The 18,455-nt window shown below is 33.9% G+C and carries 13 protein-coding genes; 10 read left to right on the forward strand and 3 right to left on the reverse strand.

Annotated elements, in window-relative coordinates; all coding sequences use genetic code 11:
* Positions 1 to 125: 125 nt before the first annotated feature.
* Positions 126 to 2,456: a beta-glucosidase BglX gene (gene bglX / locus FDY99_RS18860; protein ID WP_139423269.1), complete on the forward strand. Its 2,331-nt coding sequence runs from the start codon at positions 126 to 128 to the stop codon at positions 2,454 to 2,456.
* A 79-nt stretch (positions 2,457 to 2,535) separates the two neighbouring features.
* Here bglX and FDY99_RS18865 read toward each other — a convergent pair whose 3' ends face one another.
* A complete protein-coding gene (locus FDY99_RS18865) occupies positions 2,536 to 4,023 on the reverse strand; it encodes a T9SS type A sorting domain-containing protein (RefSeq protein ID WP_139423270.1) in 1,488 nt (495 codons plus the stop codon).
* 240 nt (positions 4,024 to 4,263) lie between these two features.
* On the opposite strand from FDY99_RS18865, the gene FDY99_RS18870 reads away from it, so the two are divergent.
* The 8 genes from FDY99_RS18870 (at position 4,264) to FDY99_RS18905 (ending at position 13,322) form a co-directional block, all read left to right on the forward strand.
* On the forward strand, positions 4,264 to 4,674 hold the full coding sequence (locus tag FDY99_RS18870) for a hypothetical protein (RefSeq protein WP_139423271.1): 411 nt from the start codon (positions 4,264 to 4,266) through the stop codon (positions 4,672 to 4,674).
* Positions 4,675 to 4,829: 155 nt separating this feature from the next.
* Complete coding sequence (locus FDY99_RS18875) at positions 4,830 to 6,833, forward strand: S9 family peptidase (protein ID WP_139423272.1); 2,004 nt, start codon at positions 4,830 to 4,832, stop codon at positions 6,831 to 6,833.
* A gap of 279 nt (positions 6,834 to 7,112) precedes the next feature.
* Positions 7,113 to 7,667, forward strand: coding sequence for an RNA polymerase sigma factor (locus FDY99_RS18880; protein WP_139423273.1), 555 nt, complete (start codon positions 7,113 to 7,115; stop codon positions 7,665 to 7,667).
* A gap of 11 nt (positions 7,668 to 7,678) precedes the next feature.
* On the forward strand, positions 7,679 to 8,017 hold the full coding sequence (locus tag FDY99_RS18885; protein WP_139423274.1) for a hypothetical protein: 339 nt from the start codon (positions 7,679 to 7,681) through the stop codon (positions 8,015 to 8,017).
* A gap of 87 nt (positions 8,018 to 8,104) precedes the next feature.
* On the forward strand, positions 8,105 to 8,359 hold the full coding sequence (locus FDY99_RS18890; RefSeq protein WP_139423275.1) for a hypothetical protein: 255 nt from the start codon (positions 8,105 to 8,107) through the stop codon (positions 8,357 to 8,359).
* Positions 8,360 to 8,747: 388 nt separating this feature from the next.
* On the forward strand, positions 8,748 to 9,398 hold the full coding sequence (locus FDY99_RS18895; RefSeq protein WP_139423276.1) for a DnaJ domain-containing protein: 651 nt from the start codon (positions 8,748 to 8,750) through the stop codon (positions 9,396 to 9,398).
* 390 nt (positions 9,399 to 9,788) lie between these two features.
* Entirely contained in the window at positions 9,789 to 12,647 is a 2,859-nt protein-coding gene (gcvP, locus tag FDY99_RS18900; protein WP_074229303.1) for an aminomethyl-transferring glycine dehydrogenase, read from the forward strand.
* Between the two features lie 3 nt (positions 12,648 to 12,650).
* The gene (locus tag FDY99_RS18905; RefSeq protein ID WP_139423277.1) at positions 12,651 to 13,322 is read left to right on the forward strand and encodes a leucine-rich repeat domain-containing protein; all 672 of its coding nucleotides are present in this window, start codon (positions 12,651 to 12,653) and stop codon (positions 13,320 to 13,322) included.
* Between the two features lie 85 nt (positions 13,323 to 13,407).
* Here FDY99_RS18905 and FDY99_RS18910 read toward each other — a convergent pair whose 3' ends face one another.
* Both FDY99_RS18910 and FDY99_RS23055 read right to left on the reverse strand, forming a co-directional pair.
* Complete coding sequence (locus FDY99_RS18910) at positions 13,408 to 13,674, reverse strand: hypothetical protein (protein ID WP_139423278.1); 267 nt, start codon at positions 13,672 to 13,674, stop codon at positions 13,408 to 13,410.
* Between the two features lie 434 nt (positions 13,675 to 14,108).
* Entirely contained in the window at positions 14,109 to 14,279 is a 171-nt protein-coding gene (locus FDY99_RS23055; protein ID WP_162304189.1) for a hypothetical protein, read from the reverse strand.
* 335 nt (positions 14,280 to 14,614) lie between these two features.
* Between FDY99_RS23055 and FDY99_RS18915 the strand changes: the two genes are divergently transcribed.
* The gene (locus tag FDY99_RS18915; protein WP_139423279.1) at positions 14,615 to 17,617 is read left to right on the forward strand and encodes a LamG-like jellyroll fold domain-containing protein; all 3,003 of its coding nucleotides are present in this window, start codon (positions 14,615 to 14,617) and stop codon (positions 17,615 to 17,617) included.
* The last annotated feature ends 838 nt before the right edge of the window (positions 17,618 to 18,455 follow it).

Raw genomic sequence — 18,455 nt, forward strand, 5'->3', positions numbered from 1 at the left:
AAAAATTAACTATTTAGTTTTTCTTTGCTTTAAATAGAATCATTGATAAGTAAAAAATATAATTTAATAAGAAGTAAGATATATGAAATCGAAGATTCACGAATTCCTTAAAAAAATGAAGTAGTATGAGTAAAAAGTTAATTGTAATTGCAACTTTAGCATTAGCTCCTGTGTTTTCGGCGCAGGAAATGGTTACAAAGCCGGTTCAGTCTTATCAGACCGTACAATATCAATCAAAGAAAAAGGCTTTTGTTGATGCTCTTTTAGCTAAAATGACCTTAGATGAAAAAATCGGACAGCTTAATTTACCGACTTCTGGAGATTTTACAACAGGTCAGGCTCAAAGTTCAGACATCGGAAAGAAAGTTGAACAAGGATTAGTCGGTGGATTATTCAACATCAAAGGTGCTGAAAAAATTAAAGCGGTACAAAAAGTTGCTGTTGAAAAAAGCCGCCTTAAAATCCCAATGATTTTTGGGATGGATGTCATTCACGGATACGAAACTACTTTCCCTATTCCATTAGGTTTAGCAGCTTCTTGGGATATGAATTTGGTACAGCAGTCAGCAAGGGTTGCAGCAAAAGAAGCAGCTTCTGATGGGATCAACTGGACGTTCTCGCCAATGGTAGATATTTCTCGTGAACCAAGATGGGGAAGAGTTTCTGAAGGTTCTGGTGAAGATCCGTATTTAGGAAGCGAAATTGCTAAAAATATGGTCTACGGTTATCAAGGAAAAGACTTGGCAAACGGAACTAATATTTTGGCTTGTGTAAAACATTTTGCGTTGTATGGAGCAGGTGAAGCGGGTAGAGATTACAATACAGTTGACATGAGTCACGTGAGAATGTTCAACGAATATTTTCCACCTTATAAAGCAGCAGTTGATGCGGGAGTAGCTTCTGTGATGGCTTCTTTTAATGAAGTAGACGGAGTTCCGGCAACGGGAAGCAGATGGCTTCAGACGGAGGTTTTGAGAAATCAATGGAAATTTAAAGGTTTTGTGGTGACCGATTATACCGGGATCAACGAAATGGTAGAACACGGAATGGGAGATCTTCAGCAGGTTTCTGCTTTAGCTTTAAAAGCCGGTGTTGATATGGATATGGTTGGTGAAGGTTTTTTAACTACTTTAAAAAAATCTTTAGCTGAAGGAAAAGTAACGCAGGCTGAAATCGATATGGCAGCAAGAAGAATTCTTGAGGCTAAATATGATTTAGGTTTATTCGATAATCCTTACAAACATGGTGATGCAAAACTAGCTGCAAAAGAAGTTTATAATTTAGAAAACCGTAATATCGCAAGAAGTGCAGCAGCGCAGTCGATGGTTTTGATGAAAAATGAAAACCAGGTTTTACCTTTGAAAAAATCAGGAACTGTTGCAGTAATCGGTCCATTGGTAAACAACTCTCTTAATATGGCGGGAACTTGGAGTGTGGCTACAAAACATGCTGTTTCTGTTAATTTAATGCAAGGTCTTCAGGCTAATTACGGAAAAGACGTTAAATTTCTTTCTGCAAAAGGAGCCAACATTGATTACGATGCCAAATTAGAAGATATTTATGCAGCTCACGGTAAGAAAACCGATAGAGATAATCGTTCAAAAGAAGCGTTATTAAAAGAAGCAGTTGATATTGCGAATAAAGCTGACGTTATTGTTTTGGCAATAGGAGAGTCTGCAGAAATGAGTGGTGAATCTTCTTCAAGAACTGAAATTACAATTCCTCAATCTCAGGTTGATTTGTTGAATGAATTGAAAAAAACAGGAAAACCAATCGCAATGGTGCTTTTCACGGGTCGTCCCTTGGCATTAACCAATGTAAAAGATGCTCCTGATGCTATTTTGAATGCTTGGTTTGCTGGTTCTGAAGCGGGTAATGCAATTGCTGATGTACTTTTCGGTAAGGTAAATCCTTCAGGAAAACTACCGATGACGTTCCCAAGAAGCTTAGGACAGGTTCCGATTTATTATAATGCTAAAAATACAGGCCGTCCTTTAGCTCAGGATAAAGTAGATAAATGTGTATACGAAAGATTCCGTTCAAATTATATGGATGAGTGTAATACACCTCTGTATCCGTTTGGTTATGGATTGAGTTATTCTAAATTCAATTATTCTGATGTAACGGTTTCTAATGCTAATCCAAAAGGAAATCAAACCATTCAGGCTTCGGTTACTGTAACGAATTCAGGAAACTATGATGGAGCAGAAGTGGTGCAGTTATACATCAGAGATATTGTGGGAACGATCACAAGACCGGTAAAAGAATTAAAAGGATTCCAAAAAGTAATGTTGAAAAAAGGAGAATCTAAAAAGATAACTTTCGACATCACTCCAGAAAGCTTGAAATTCTACAACGGAGATTTGAAATATGATTGGGAAGCTGGAGAATTTGATATCATGATCGGTACAAACTCTGAAGAGGTGAAACATTCAAAAATCAACTGGACGAAATAAACTTTTTTAGGTTTATTATTTCAATACAAAAAAGCCTTGTCACAATTGTGGCAAGGCTTTTTTTAAGTATTTAGTAGAGCTATTTTTTTACGATTTTGTTGGTGTAGGTTTGGCGATTCGTTTTAATCTGAATAATATAGTTTCCGTGCAAAAGATTTTTTACGTTTACATTTTTTTCATCATTTCTAAAAATATCAGCAGAAATTTTTTGTCCGGACATTGAGAAAATAGAATAATCAATTAACTTTTCCTGAGTTTCTACGTACAATATATCATCGGTAGGATTGGGAAAAACTTTTAATGATACATTTTTCGTTGGGTCTTCCTGAGTTGAAAGCAAAGAACAGTTTGCTATCACCAATACATTATTACCAACTGCTTGTTTTACTTTGCTACCGTAAGATGAATTCGGATCATCTACACAAATTCCGGTTAATTGTGGCATAAATTGATAATCAGAAGGATGCAACCAAGTAATATTTTGATTGTACCCATTTTTAATATTGATGTATTTAATCAATTGATTAGAAGTGAAACTTACATACTTTAAACTTGGATTATTGCTAAGGTCTAGGCTGGTAAACAAATTATTTCCTGCATGAAACATACGTAAATGTGATAAATGGCTCACATTAATAGTAGGAATGTAATTATTAGTTATACCTAATTCTTTTAAATTTAAATTGTTAGAAAGATCAAGAGCTGATAACTGTGCGGCGCTTGCTTGAAATTCTTCTAAAAGTGGCTGATGTGACAAGTTGATGCCTCCTGCAAAATTGTTGTTTGTGATATCTAAAAACTTCAGTAAAGAATTATTAGTAAGGTTTAATGATGTGATGGCGGTACCCCCAGTAAACAATCTCTCTAAAGCCAAATTTATACTTACATCAATAGAAGGAAGTAAAGAATGTCCTGAAACGGCTATCGTTGTAAGTAAAGGGTTCTGTGTAACATTCAAAGTCGAAATACTTGTCGGAATGGTTGTCGCTTTTTGTAAAACCAATTCTTCTAAAACAGGATTTTGTGTAACATTTATACTCGTCAAATTATTATCGTTAATCCATAGTTTTTTTAATAGAGGATTCTGTGATACATCGATGGATGAAAGACCTCCTGAAAGGGTGCCTTCAATCATAATTTCTTCTAAGAGTGGTTTATTTAAAACATTAATAGGTGTATTTGGTGCCACACCGATATTCAGATATTTAAGTTGTGTTAATCCGGTCAAATCAACTGATGTCACTGATGTACCAAATCCTAATCTAATGTTTTGAAGCTGAGTATTTTGGCTGAGATCAAGAGGAGCAGTAATGGGATTGTTCTTGATCATAAGAATGGTTAGATTAGGATAATGCTCAATTCCACCCAGATTAGTAATATTGTTATTGGTATCAATACTAATATAAGTAGCGTTTTGAGCTTCACTCAAAGAGATCTGTCCATCACCATTTACATCTTGAAAAGGAAGTAAGGCATTTTTAAAATTAACATCTGCGAAATTGATATTTTGTGATAAAACAAGGCTGAAACTTGTCAAAAAGAAAAGAGAATAGATTTTTGATTTCATATATTTTTAAAATTATCGGGTTTTGATGGCGTATTAATTTTTGTCTCTAAAGATAGAAATATTATTTTAATCACCATTTGATGTATTAAAATAATTTGAAAAGGCTTATGAAGTTTTAAAGATTCATCCTTTATAACATACTCAAAATGAGTGGATTTTTTTGTATCTTAGAACTAAATATACTGATACCGTATTTTTGGCATACTTTTTACCAAATTGAAAACATTTAAAAAATTAAATATGAAAAAAACAATTTTATTCAGTGCAATGTTCCTTGGTTCCCTTATTTTTGCTCAGAAAGCTCCTGTTGTAGGAGGCGACAGAGACGTTCACGGTTGTATACCTTCTGCAGGTTACACTTATTCTCAACTCAGAAATGATTGCGTAAAAGTTTTTAATCAGAAAATAAAACTAAAAGAGGTAAATCCGGTTGGAAGTTCAGTATCGATGACGGCAGTAATTTTCAGCAAAAACATGAAAAAAGCTGAGATTTTTATTCCGGATCAAAGTGCAAAAAGCATTATTCTTGACAGAGAAGGAAATGGCAAAATCTGGAAAAGCGGAAGTCATATCAAAGAAAGTTATGTTTTAGTTCCATACAAGAAAAAAGGGTATCAAATTAAAAAAGATGATGTTGTAATTTATCGATAAAGTAAAAAGGAAGCCAATTTTAGCTTCCTTTTTTTATTTAGATTTAATTAATGAAAATAATTTTTAAAATCAGATTTACTAATTAACTATAAAGATGTAACGTTTTAAGTATCTGAAGCGTCTTATAGTATATCGTTTAACCAAATCCATGAAATATGAATTTAAATTCCAAAATTTTAGGTATTACACAAGTGGTAATAACAAGTCTCATGATAAATGCACAAACTACTGAAAATAAATTGCCGGGCGACCCGACATTGGTTTCATCAAAAGCTACAATAGAAAAGCTTATTTCCTATGACAAAGGAAACTTTAAATACAAAGTGGAAGATTATTTTGCAAGACCGAAAGCTTCACAATTTAAAATTTCTCCAGACGGACTTTATTTATCTTACAAAGAAAAAGATAAGGACAGCAAAAATCATGTCTATGTAAAAGATTTAAAATCTGGAAAAATTACAAAGGCGTTGGTAGAAAAAGATGATTTGATAAGAAGCTACGGCTGGCTCAATAAAAAGCGATTGTTTTACACACAAGATAAAGGAGGAAACGAAAATATCCATTTGTACGCTGCCGATATTGACGGCAAAAACTTAAAAGATCTTACACCTTTTGAAGGAATTACGTTAAATTCTGTAAGATTGATTAAAGATACCGAGTTTGTTATTGTGAGCATGAACAAGAACAATAAACAGATCTTTGAACCTTATAAAATCAATTTTAATACCGGTGAAATTACGCAGTTGTATGAAAATAAAGATGTAAAAAGTCCGATTGATGATTATCTTTTCGACAGACAAGGGAATCTGAGAGGTTACACCATTCTTGAAAACGGTTTGACTACAAAATTGTTTTATAAAGATTTGCAAACAGGTAAGTTTAATCTCGTTAAAGCGACCGATTGGAAAGATACTTTTAGCGTAATCAGCTTTAATGATAATTCTAAAAACAAAGATGAGGTTTATCTGGTAACCAATCTTGGGAGTGATAAATCTAGAATTGTATTGTATGATTTGAAGAAAAACGCAATCATTAAGGAAGTCTATTCTAATCCGACATTTGATGTTTCTTCAATAGCGCAGGCTGGGAAAAGCAGAAATTATGAACTAGATTACATCAGCTATAACGGAATTAAAAATGAAACGATTCCTGTAAGTAAATTTTACAAAGAAATTCATGATAAACTGACTTCTGAATTTGGCGATAAACAGTTTGGAATTGCTTCTTCAGACGATAAAAACGAAAAATTATTGGTCGTTGTTGACAGTGATAAACTGTATGGAAAGTATTATGAATATGATACAAAAAACAAAACAACCAAACTTCTTTTTGATTTGATGCCTCAGTTGAAGGAAGAAGATATGGCAGAAATGCGCCCAATTCAGTTTAAAAGCAGAGACGGACTTACCATTCATGGATATATTACATTACCAAAAGCGGCTTTGAACGGTGAAAAAGTTCCATTGATTGTCAATCCTCATGGCGGACCGCAAGGAATAAGAGATGATTGGGGTTTCAATCCTGAAACACAATTGTTTGCAAGCAGAGGATACGCTACTTTGCAGGTTAATTTCAGAATTTCAGGAGGGTATGGAAAGGAATTTCAAACATCCGGATACAAACAAATTGGCCGTAAAGCGATGGATGATGTAGAGGATGGTGTAAAATATGCGATTGAACAAGGCTGGATTGATAAAAGCAAAGTGGCGATTTACGGTGGAAGTCACGGTGGTTACGCTACATTGATGGGATTGATCAAAACTCCTGATTTGTACTCTTGTGGAGTTGATTATGTAGGAGTTTCCAATATTTTTACGTTCTTTGATTCTTTCCCGGAATACTGGAAGCCGTATAAAGAAATGGTAAAACAGATCTGGTATGATTTAGACAATCCTGAAGAAGCAAAAATAGCAAAAGAAGTTTCGCCGGTTTTCCAGATCGATAAGATTAAAAAGCCATTATTTGTGGTTCAGGGAGCGAATGACCCGAGAGTAAATATCAATGAATCTGACCAAATCGTTAAAGCTCTACGAAGCAAAGGATTTGAAGTTCCTTACATGGTAAAATATGACGAAGGACACGGTTTTGGAAAAGAGCCGAACAGAATTGTGTTTTATAAATCGATGTTAGGTTTCTTTGCTGAGAATTTCAACAAATAAAAGAAGACAGTTTTTATAATTAATTGAACGGGAAGTATTTTGCTTTCCGTTTTTTTATTTAAACACAAATAAGCACTAATTTTTGCACGAATATCACTAATACTGCGTGTTTATATTTAAGATTGTGAAATTAGTGAAGAAAAATTTGTGTCATTCGTGTTTAAAAAACTTCGATAAACAAAAGAAAAACTAAAATTTCGAAAAAATATTTTAAATTTATTAAAGTAAAACAAAATACACAGTCGTCATAGCAATATGGAGATTGCCGAAAAATTACCAATGCCACAGAAGGAAAAGGAAAACATTATTTCTCAAACCGTATCGAGTTACGGCGGAAAACTGATGTCTTTCATTCGTCCGAAAGTGAAAAATACCGAAGATGCAGAAGATATTCTGCAGGAAGTTTGGTACCAGTTCAGCAGTTTGACCAATCTTTCTGAAATTGTAAATGTTGGCGGATGGTTGTACCGAGTAACGGCAAATAAGATCACCGATAAATACCGTAAAAAGAAAACTGAAAATCTCGAAGATTTTGTCTACGAAGATGAAGACGGAACGTTTTCTATAAAAGATATTCTGCTTTTGGATGACAGTGCAGGACCGGAAGTAAAAATGTTTCAGGACGAAATTTGGAAAAAACTGTTTGCAGCTTTGGAAGAACTTCCCGAAAAACAGAAGTTGGTCTACATGGAAAACGAACTCAACGATAAGACTTTACAGCAAATCGCCGATGAACAGGGTGAAAATATTAAAACCATCATCAGTAGAAAAAATTATGCGATAAAGCATTTGAGAAACAGATTGAAACAATTGTATGAAGATTTAAATAATTAGAAATAAATAAAATGAATAATAAATATAAGAAAAGTTGGGCTCTTTTAATTTTATGTCCACCCTTGATATTCCTTGTCGTTGCATGGATCGTAATGTCATTATGGAATTGCATTCTTCCCGAAATTATTGGCGTAAGAACCATTAATTATTGGCAGGCAATGGGAATTTTAATTTTAAGTAAGATTCTTTTCGGAGGCTTTCATGGGAAATTCGGACAGGGAATGAGAGATATGAAGGAAAAACACCTGAGACATAGAATGGAAGGAATGTCTGATGAGGAAAAAGAAAAATTTAAAGAAATCTGGAGACAGAAATGCTCAACCGGATTCTTCAACAGAAATAACGAATAGTTTTATTTTAAGAAGTAGTAAAGTAAAATCAAAACGAAATTCGTCTCTATAAAAAACAAGAAGTAGTAAAATTTAAAATTTAAAGAAATGAAAAATTCAGTATTAAATGGCATTTTAGGAGCTGTTGCTGTTGCAGGAGTTGCTGTAATTGCCAAAAAAGTAATCGAAAGAAAAAGATTTGTAAAAGGTATTTTTAATGAATACGGAATCAAAGAAAAATCTCCATTTGGATTGGCCGATAAAATCAGAGAAATGGATGAAGAACAATATCAGGAACTGAAAGGAAAGTTCAAAAAAGAATTTGCAAAATGTTGCAGAAAAGATAACACCTGCGAAGCATAAGTTTGAAATAACTAAATTAAAATTGTCTTATTCAGGCGCGGGAAGCTTTGCTTCCCGCGCCTGAATTTTTTTATAGCGAATGAGTTTTTGCCACGAATGCACGAATATTATTATGAAAAATCTCCCGCAGATTTCACGAATTTTCACAGATGATTTATTCTGACAAACTCGGCGGATAATAAAATTCAAAAAATTAAAAGATTCTTCTTTGCTGAGTGAAATGCTTTAGTGGACGAAAAATATTTTCAATAATTTAAATAAAATCTTAGTGATCTTAGCGTTAAAAAAAGAGATTACTTCGCTTTGCTCGCAATGAAAAAATTCGTGCATTTGTGGCTTCTTTATTTTTGCCTAAACCGACAAAATCCTTATTTTTGTATTTACTTTCATGAAAGACTACTATTATTTTCTTGGGATTCCTCACGATGCTTCAGATGAAGACATCAAAAAATCCTACAGAAAACTTTCATTAAAATACCATCCCGACAAAAATCAAGACGATGATTTCTTTGCAGATCGTTTCAAAGAAATTCAGGAGGCGTATGAAACTTTGAGCGATAAAGGAAGAAGAATTACGTATGATCAGAATTTAGAAAGTCAGCAGAAAAGCTTCAGATATACTGTTCCGCCTTCTATTAAAACTTTTACAGCGAATAAAATTCATGCAAAAAAAGGGGAGGAGATTATCATCACCTGGCAAACTCAAAATGCTGATGTGGTAAAAGTTTTACCCTTTGGATTGGAGAAAGCTTATGGAGAAAGAATTTTTAAAATTACAGAATTTAAAAACGGAAAATTTCAGTTGCTGCTGCATGCAACCAATTCGCTTTTGCATAAAACCGTTGTTCAGGGAATCACTATAATCGAAGTTTTTGAATCTGATGGTGAGAAATTCAGAGACAGGGCAGAAGAGCTTTTCAAATCGCAGCCAAGAACAGCCATGAATCCTAAAGGACAGCCAAAAATTTTCAGATTAATCTTTGGGTTGTTGATTTTAGCTTTAGCAATTTACTTTTTAATTAGTAGTCTAACTAACTAAGCCAGTTTCTTTCTTCCGGGGCATTTTTTGCACCTTTTTCCTTTCTTGAACTTTTTACAGCAAGATTTTTTGTCACCACAGAACATTTCTTCATTCTTGAAAGAAAATGCTGGACTCAATGGCGGAACTTTAAAAGGAGTGATGATATTCATGTTGCAAATATATTAATTTAGAATAAATATAATCAATATATTTTAATAAATCTGTATTTGCTGATTAGCAAAGAGTTTGCACAACATTTAAACAATTTAATTTGAAATTTTTCTTTTAAAATGTTTAACCAAAATGACTTGTTAAGAGAATTAATATCAGGTTAACATGGGTTGTGCAATCAGCTAAAAAATCGTAATTTTACGAATCTTTTTTTACAAACAAAATCTAATATAAAAAATGAATACAGAACAGTTTGTGAGCCGTCACATCTCCGTAAACGAAGCCGATAAACAGGCAATGTTGGAAAAAGTTGGCGTTTCAAGTATCGAAGAGTTAATTTCTCAAACCATTCCATCATCAATCCGTTTAGAAAATGATCTGAACATTTCTGAGCCACTTTCAGAGTATCAAATGCTGAATCATTCGAAAGAATTGGCATCGAAGAACACGGATTATACAAGCTATATTGGGTTTGGGTACCACAATACCTTATTGCCATCGGCAATTCAGAGAAACATCTTTGAAAATCCAAGTTGGTATACAGCTTACACGCCTTACCAAGCGGAAATTGCACAGGGAAGATTAGAAGCTTTGCTTAATTATCAAACTGTTGTGTGCGATTTGACAGGTTTTGCTTTAGCAAATGCATCTTTGTTGGATGAATCTACGGCAGCTGCAGAAGCAATGCACATGTTCTTCAACAACAGAACGAAAGATCAGAAAAAAGCGGGAGCAAACAAATTCTTTATCTCTGATTTGGTATTGCCTCAAACCGTTTCTGTTTTAAGAACAAAAGCTGAAGGTTTAGCAATCGAAATCGTAGTAGGTGATCACAAAACGCATCAGTTCGACGAATCTTATTACGGAGTTTTACTTCAGTATCCTGGTAAAAACGGAATCGTTTTAGACTATACAGAAGATATCGTTGAGTACAAAAAATTAGATCTACAAGTTGTTGTTGCTTGTGATCCTATGGCTTTGGTTAAATTAAAATCTCCTGCATCAATGGGCGCTGACTGTGCGGTTGGTACTTCTCAGAGATTCGGTATTCCATTAGGTTATGGTGGTCCTCACGCAGCATTTTTCTCTTGTAGAGAAGATTACAAAAGAGATATTCCTGGAAGAATTATCGGGGTTTCTCAGGATATGTACGGAAAACGTGCATTGAGAATGGCTTTGCAAACGAGAGAGCAACATATTAAAAGAGAAAGAGCAACTTCAAATATTTGTACAGCTCAGGTTCTTTTAGCAGTAATGGCTGGAATGTATGCTGTATATCACGGTCCTAAAGGATTAAACTATATCGCTGATCAGATTCACTTTAAAGCTAATGCATTAAAAGGAGGATTGAAAGCTTTAGGATATGAAATCGCAGAAGAGCCAATTTTTGACACTGTGAAAATTGTAATGGCTGAAGATGAAAAAGCAAGATTAAACAGATTGATGCTTGATCATAATTTAAACCTTAACTATTTCACAGAAGGAGTTGTAAGTGTTGCAATCAACGAAAGTACTACGTTAGAAAAACTAAATGTTTTGATGGCTTCTTTCGCTCAGTTCAAAGATAAGCAGACTTTCAAATTAGAAATAAAAGAAGGATACAGCATTCCTGAAGAAAATCTTAGAAAAGATGAGATTCTTACAGAAGAAGTATTCAACAAATACCATACAGAGACAGAATTGATGCGTTACATCAAGCGTCTTGAAAGAAAAGATCTATCATTAACTCATTCAATGATTTCTCTTGGTTCTTGTACGATGAAGCTGAATGCTGCGACTCAGATGTTGCCACTTTCGTGGGCAGATTGGGGAAGTGTTCACCCGTTTGTGCCGGTAAACCAGGCAGGAGGTTATCAGGAAATGATCAAAGAATTAGAGAAAGATCTTTCTGAAATCACAGGTTTTGCAGGAACTTCTCTTCAGCCAAATTCTGGAGCTCAAGGTGAATATGCTGGATTGATGGTGATTAGAGAATATCATATCTCAAGAGGTGAAGGTCACAGAAATGTGGTGTTGATTCCTCAGTCTGCACACGGAACAAACCCTGCTTCTGCAGCAATGGCAGGAATGAAAATTGTTGTTGTTAAAAATCTTGAAAGCGGAGAAATTGATTTCGAAGACTTCAAAGCTAAAACAGAACAACACTCAGAAAATCTTTCTTGTGTGATGATCACGTATCCGTCAACTTACGGATTCTTTGATGCAAACATTAAAGAAATTACTCAACTAGTTCACGATCATGGTGGACAAGTTTATATGGACGGTGCCAATATGAATGCTCAGGTAGGATATACAAGCCCTGGAAACATTGGAGCAGATGTTTGTCACTTAAATCTTCACAAAACTTTCGCTATTCCTCACGGAGGTGGAGGTCCTGGAGTTGGTCCAATCTGTGTGGCTAAACATTTGGTTCCTTTCTTACCTACCAATGCAAACATTAATGTTGGTTCTAATGAAGCTATTGCAGGAATTTCTGCTGCACCTTACGGTTCAGGATTGATCTTGAATATTTCTTACGCTTACATCAAAATGTTGGGAACTTCAGGTTTGAAAAAAGCAACTGAACATGCAATTTTAAATGCAAACTATTTAAAAGAAATCTTAGCAGAGCATTTCCCTATTTTATATTCAAATACTGAAGGTAGAGTAGCGCACGAATGTATCGTAGATTTCCGTCAGTTCAAATCTTTAGGAATTGAAGTAGCTGATGTGGCGAAAAGATTGATGGATTATGGTTTCCACGCTCCAACAGTTTCTTTCCCGGTTGCAGGAACATTAATGATCGAGCCTACAGAATCTGAAAGCAAATCTGAAATTGATCGTTTTGCTGAAGCTCTTATTGCTATCAAACATGAAATTGATGAGATTGCAAATGGAGAAGCTGACCAAGCAAACAACGTATTGAAAAATGCTCCTCACACTGAGCAATTGGTGATTTCTGATTCTTGGGATAAACCATACAGCAGAGAGAAAGCAGCTTATCCACTAGAGTGGGTAAGAGATCACAAATTCTTTGCTTCGGTTTCCAGAGTTGATGAAGCTTACGGAGACAGAAACTTAGTTTGTACTTGTGAGCCGATTGAAGCTTATATGTAATTAATGAAAAATATTTTTTCAATACTATATCTTTTGGGAATGTGCGGTTTCGTACATTCCCAAAATGTTTATTATACGCCTCCAACTGTAAAAGAAAAACCTGCTGAAAAAGTCAAAAACTATTTTTCATCTTTAGAAGAAGCTCTTCAATATAGTCATCCGGAATATGTTATATCTCTTGATTTAGAATATACTAATGTAAAGGTGATTCCAAAACAAATAGGGAAATTTAAAAATCTTGAGAATTTAAGCCTAAGCAGAAGACGTCTTACTAATCTTCCAGCTGAAATAGGTAAATTAACAAAAATGAAAAGACTTTTTTTATCTGGAAATAATTTTACCAGTTTTCCTTCAGGAATAACAAATATGAAAGATTTATATGAGTTAAGCTTAGGTTTTACACCGATTAAAGCACTTCCAAAGGATATTAACAAACTTAAAAATCTGCAAATTTTAAATCTAATGTCTGCAGGATTAACTGAACTTCCAGAAAAATTTGGAGAATTACAGAAACTAGAGTATTTATCTTTAAGTGGGAATAATATCAAGAAATTTCCCAACTCATTTTATAAATTAAATCTTAAAATGCTAACTTTTAGTAAAGCTTATTTATCTGAAAGCGAAAAAGAAAAAATTAAAAAGGCATTTCCTAAATGCAGAATTTTATTTGAATAATTGGGAACAGGCTTTCAAAATATAATAAATCCCTTTCAGTGATGAGAGGGATTTTAGTTGTTTAAAAAAGCTTATTTTGATTATATTATTTTGGTTCAAAATAAGTAATACCCAATGATCCTTCCTTTAATTTAAAAGTAATGATTTCTCCATTCTTTAAATTTGAGGCATTTTTTTCACCACTGTATTTATAATATTCTTTTTCGTTAATAAGATCATTTTTAGAATGAATATTTTGTGCTGTAAAATACCTTTTGCCAGATATTGTGAAGATCTCATAAGATTTGGTGAACTCATTCCTAGCAAATTTTCTATTAGCATAAAGGAGAAAACTTGTCGTAGTATTTCCCATTAGATAAAAGATGTTGAAACATAGAAAACTCATGAAAAACAGTAAATTAAATATTTGATCAATTTTTATTTTACTTATAATACATTTAACTACAGTTATGCAGAGTATTATTCCACTTAGAATTAATGAAATTATCAGATAGGTCCCTTCTTTGAAAAGTTTTATGTCTTCATCAAAATAGTATTTCTTTTGATTAGGCACAAAAACATATAAGACGATGCCATAAATAACAAGAAAAATAATAAAATATTTATACTTTGAAACTAAATTGACTAATTTGGTTAGCATGATTTTTTTTGAGTGTGTCAAAATGAATTCTGAAAGTTATATAAATTTTAAAGAGAAAACAATTTTTAATTTTTTTAAGCTTTATTGAAAAGTTTTAAAAATCTACACAAAATAATCTCTTTCAAAAACTGAAAGAGATTATTTATTTACCTTTTTTTGGAGGTAAAGACAATCAACATTGCAATTCCTCCAAAAATAAATGTAACAATCGAAACTGTTTTGATAGAAATGTCACTTTTTGTAGTGTATTCTTTTCCACAAGAATATAGAAAAAAAGCCATCATCAAAAGATAAGTAAAGAGTAATTTTTTATTCATAAGCGTTTGTTTGTTTTTATGTGCATTAAATAATTTATACAACAAAAAGTTATGAATAATTTAAATATTAGTTTAAATTTTCATTATTCTCTACATAGTTGTTTGGATTGAGTAATACTTTTCGTAATTCAAAGAATTATTTCTTTTATGGATAGAATTTCCAAGTTGTGCCTTTGTAGCTGTTATAAAGCTTTTATGTATTATTTTGTCTTATTAATAGGAGACAATTCTAAAATTTTGAGTTAATTAATTGATTTATAATACATCCACAGGATGGGGCAGGATGCTCATATTTACGTTTGTGATTAGCTTGGTTAACACAAAATTAATATTAAATGAACAAGAAAACTTTACTCATTAAGCAAGCTCTAAAATCTTTGTTGTTGTGTGGACTGACTTTATCCATGGCAGATTTAGATGCCCAAACGCTGGCATTTCCGGAAGCTACTGGTTTTGGTAGATTTACTACCGGAGCAAGAGGAGCAGCAAATCCTCAAATTTATTTGGTGACCAATCTAAATGATAGCGGTGTAGGCTCTTTCCGTGATGCGGTGAGCCAGCCAGGTCGTTTTGTCATCTTTAAAGTAGGTGGAATTGTTAATTTACAATCCGTGGTTGCTGTAGCAAGCAATACCACGATTGCCGGACAAACTGCTCCCGGAGAAGGAATTTTATTTTTAGGACCGAGAGTTTCATTTTCAGGGTCAAATAATACGATTGCCCGATATTTTAGGGTTCGTTATGGAGGAACTTCCCAAAATCAGGATGCATCAGGAATTGCGAATGGAGCCAATATTATTTTAGATCACATGACCTTTACATGGGGTACCGATGAGGTTTTTTCTGTTAACTGGGATAATAACGGTACTGCTCCCGATAATATAACCATTCAAAATTCTATTATTGGACAGGGATTACATCGTCATAATCATTCTGCAGGTGGTTTAATGCAGCCTCCTCCAGGTGGAAAGATCAGCTTGATCGGGAATTTATATATCTGTAATAAAACCCGAAATAATAAAATAAAAGGCATCAATGAATTTGTCAACAATGTAGTGTACAATTGGGGTAATTATGGAAATACTTACGGACACACTCAATCAGGAGAAGCCTATATTATGGGCGGAGATTCTGCGGGAGCTTCTTATGCAAACATCATCAACAATTACTTTATCGGAGGTCCCAATACAAGTTCTACCGTTTCTACACCTTTCAGCGTAGGAAATGCCAACTTCAATCTATATGGTTCCGGAAATTATTTTGATAATAATAAAAATGGAGTTCTGGACGGGACTTTGGTTCCTCAGAATTTAACAGGATATCCTGTTGGAGATATCAACGCCATTCAGGCAACTTCGTATGATTATCCGATGAAAAATCCGACCTTGACTGCACAAGGGGCTTTTGATAATATTGTTTCAAAAGTAGGAGCATCTTATCCGAGACGTGACCAGGTAGATCAGTTGATGATATCAGATCTGATGTCAAAAGGTACAACCGCAACTTATGTTTATGTGCAAAGCGATCTTACCACACAATTTGGTTTTACCAATGGTGGAGCAGGGCACGTTTATGGCGCTCCGGCTCCTTTAGACACCGATAATGACGGAATGCCTGATGCGTGGGAAACTGCAAACGGACTAAATCCAAATGTTTTTGATGCTTTGGCAGTGAGCACAACACACGCTCCGTATCTGAATATCGAAGTTTATATTAACGGTTTACACAACACCGCTGCTCCGGATTTTATTATTCCGCCATCCAATTTAAATTTTACTAATCCAGTAACTACAGGAACTCCGGCTACAAGCTCATTAACGGTTAACTGGAACGATAACGCAACCAATGAAACCAATTATGTATTGGAACGTTCTACTAACGGAACTGCTTTTACAGTGATTGCAACGTTGCCCGCAAATACAACAACTTATAATGAAACGGGTTTAACGCCAAACACTCAATATTATTACAGAGTGAAAGCGGTGAATGCAACAGAATCTTCAGTGTATACTTCAAACACTTCTGTCACTACACCGCCTGTTCCGTCAGCTCCTACAAAAGCCACTACTCCGAATCCTGCAAATGGTTTTAATGATGTCCAATTAAACAATGGAAATTTACTTTTAAAATGGACAGGAAGTACAAACACCACTACATACACCGTTTATTTTGGAACAGATCCACAAAATTTAAATAATGTAGCCACAATTCCTTATTCTGCTGCGCCATCGTATCAGTTAAGTAATTTAAATACAGCAACCAATTATTATTGGAGAATAGATTCGTCTAATGCATTGGGTTCTGTAACAGGCGATGTTTGGAGTTTCCGGGCATTGACGCCGAGCTTGGTTGGAAACTGGCCATTTTCAGAAGCTCCTTTGTCGGGTGAACAGATTGCAGATCTAACTTCTTATGCAAATCACGGAACATTAAACGTGGCTTATGATAATGCAAGCGTAAGAATTCCCGGAAAAGAAAATTATGCACTAGATCTGGCAACTTCACCCAATACGCCGTACATAGCAAGTATTCCGCATCAGGATCAGATCTTATTTAATACGAATTCTTTCACGGTTTCTTATTGGATGAAGGCTCCGACAAGCATGATCCCATCGTCTTCGGCAACCAGTCTTTATGTGTTATGTAAAGGTTCGTTTACCAAAAATACAACAACAGGAGCTACCGGAAAACGTTTTAATGTAGAAATAAAAGGCGGTCAGTTGCGATATGCAATTGATGATGATGTTACGAAGAAAGAAATCACTTCGCCAATTGCCAATTATTTTACCAACAACTGGGTGCACGTTGTGATACAGAGAGATATTACGGCGCATAAAATGAGAATTTACACCAATGGTGTTTTAAGTGCTGAAGGTGATGAAACTGCAGTTACAGGAATTGGTGAAGCAAGTGATCTGATCATCGGAAATATTGGTGAACTTGAATTTTCATCGACCGCCAATGCTCCGGCTCCTTACAAAGGTGCATTTGATGAACTTAAAATGTACAATTATGCATTATCTCCAACGGAAATATCAGCTTTATACAGTCAGGCGGTGTTGAGAAATGCGGAATTCAGTATCAGTAAAAATGTGGGAACGGTATATCCGAATCCTGTAAAAGACCAGATCTTCATTAAGCTTCCTGAATATAAAAGATCTAGTTTAACTGCTACCATTTTAGATATGACAGGAAAAGTGATCGTTAAAGAGAAATTAAATGCTAAAGAAAACGGAGTATTTAATCTAAATATTGCCGGGAAAAAAGTATCAGGAAATTATATTCTGAACGTTTCAGGAGAGGAATTGAATAGCAATTTTAAAATTATTGTTCAATAAAATAGAGCACACTTAGTTTAATTCATATTGTATCAACAGAAAATCCTTTCAATTTTTTGAAAGGATCTTCTGTTTGTGAATATTTTAAAGCATTTTTGCTATTAAGAAGTTTTAAAAATTATGTTTATCCGTTTTTATTAATAAAACCTGAGCTCGATTCTTATATTTTAACAAAATATCAATAGGAATGGGCTTTAGCCCATTTATACAATTAATTTTCATTATTGGCTTTAGCCAAAATTATGATATATTTTGGCTAAAGCCAGTTTTTCTTGTTACTTTTTAGCCGGGCTAAAGCCCGACTCTATTGATTTGAACTTAAACAATTTATAATCATCAATTTTAAAATAAATTATTAATCAAAATCAGGTCAATAATCTATAATTTAACGCAAAGGCAAACAGAGAATATTAAAATTTTGACCGTTTTAAAGTTATACAAAGGCGTAAACTTAGAAAAGAAATACAAGAAGTTATAAAGTATGAGAAATTGTGGGTGAGCATTCAGAAAATAATGAATGTCCGTTTTTACTAATGATGTATAATTTAACGCAAAGACAAACAAAGAATATTAAAACTTTTACCGTTTTAAAGTTATACAAAGGCGTAAACTTAGCAAAGAAATACAAGAAGTTATAAAATATGAGAAATTGTGGGCAAGCATTCAGAAAATAATGAATGTCCGTTTTTATTAATAAGTCTAAAATCAGAAATTATTTTGTTATTCCGTAGGAAATTAAATTGCTTTGTTTTCAGTCTTTTTAGATTCCTGCGGAATGACAAATACATCATTAAAAGCTAAGCTATTACTAGTTATGGAAATTCATAAAAAATTAAAT

The organism is Chryseobacterium mulctrae (assembly GCF_006175945.1).
In the GTDB taxonomy this organism is placed as follows: Bacteria; Bacteroidota; Bacteroidia; order Flavobacteriales; family Weeksellaceae; genus Chryseobacterium; species Chryseobacterium mulctrae.

Coding starts and splice junctions, on each gene's coding strand:
- bglX (WP_139423269.1), top strand. CDS start 126: ATGAGTAAAAAGTTAATTGTAATTGCAACTTTAGCATTAGCTCCTGTG.
- gcvP (WP_074229303.1), top strand. CDS start 9,789: ATGAATACAGAACAGTTTGTGAGCCGTCACATCTCCGTAAACGAAGCC.
- FDY99_RS18895 (WP_139423276.1), top strand. CDS start 8,748: ATGAAAGACTACTATTATTTTCTTGGGATTCCTCACGATGCTTCAGAT.
- FDY99_RS18915 (WP_139423279.1), top strand. CDS start 14,615: ATGAACAAGAAAACTTTACTCATTAAGCAAGCTCTAAAATCTTTGTTG.
- FDY99_RS18905 (WP_139423277.1), top strand. CDS start 12,651: ATGAAAAATATTTTTTCAATACTATATCTTTTGGGAATGTGCGGTTTC.
- FDY99_RS18885 (WP_139423274.1), top strand. CDS start 7,679: ATGAATAATAAATATAAGAAAAGTTGGGCTCTTTTAATTTTATGTCCA.
- FDY99_RS23055 (WP_162304189.1), bottom strand. CDS start 14,279: ATGAATAAAAAATTACTCTTTACTTATCTTTTGATGATGGCTTTTTTT.
- FDY99_RS18870 (WP_139423271.1), top strand. CDS start 4,264: ATGAAAAAAACAATTTTATTCAGTGCAATGTTCCTTGGTTCCCTTATT.
- FDY99_RS18865 (WP_139423270.1), bottom strand. CDS start 4,023: ATGAAATCAAAAATCTATTCTCTTTTCTTTTTGACAAGTTTCAGCCTT.
- FDY99_RS18875 (WP_139423272.1), top strand. CDS start 4,830: ATGAATTTAAATTCCAAAATTTTAGGTATTACACAAGTGGTAATAACA.
- FDY99_RS18880 (WP_139423273.1), top strand. CDS start 7,113: ATGCCACAGAAGGAAAAGGAAAACATTATTTCTCAAACCGTATCGAGT.
- FDY99_RS18910 (WP_139423278.1), bottom strand. CDS start 13,674: ATGGGAAATACTACGACAAGTTTTCTCCTTTATGCTAATAGAAAATTT.
- FDY99_RS18890 (WP_139423275.1), top strand. CDS start 8,105: ATGAAAAATTCAGTATTAAATGGCATTTTAGGAGCTGTTGCTGTTGCA.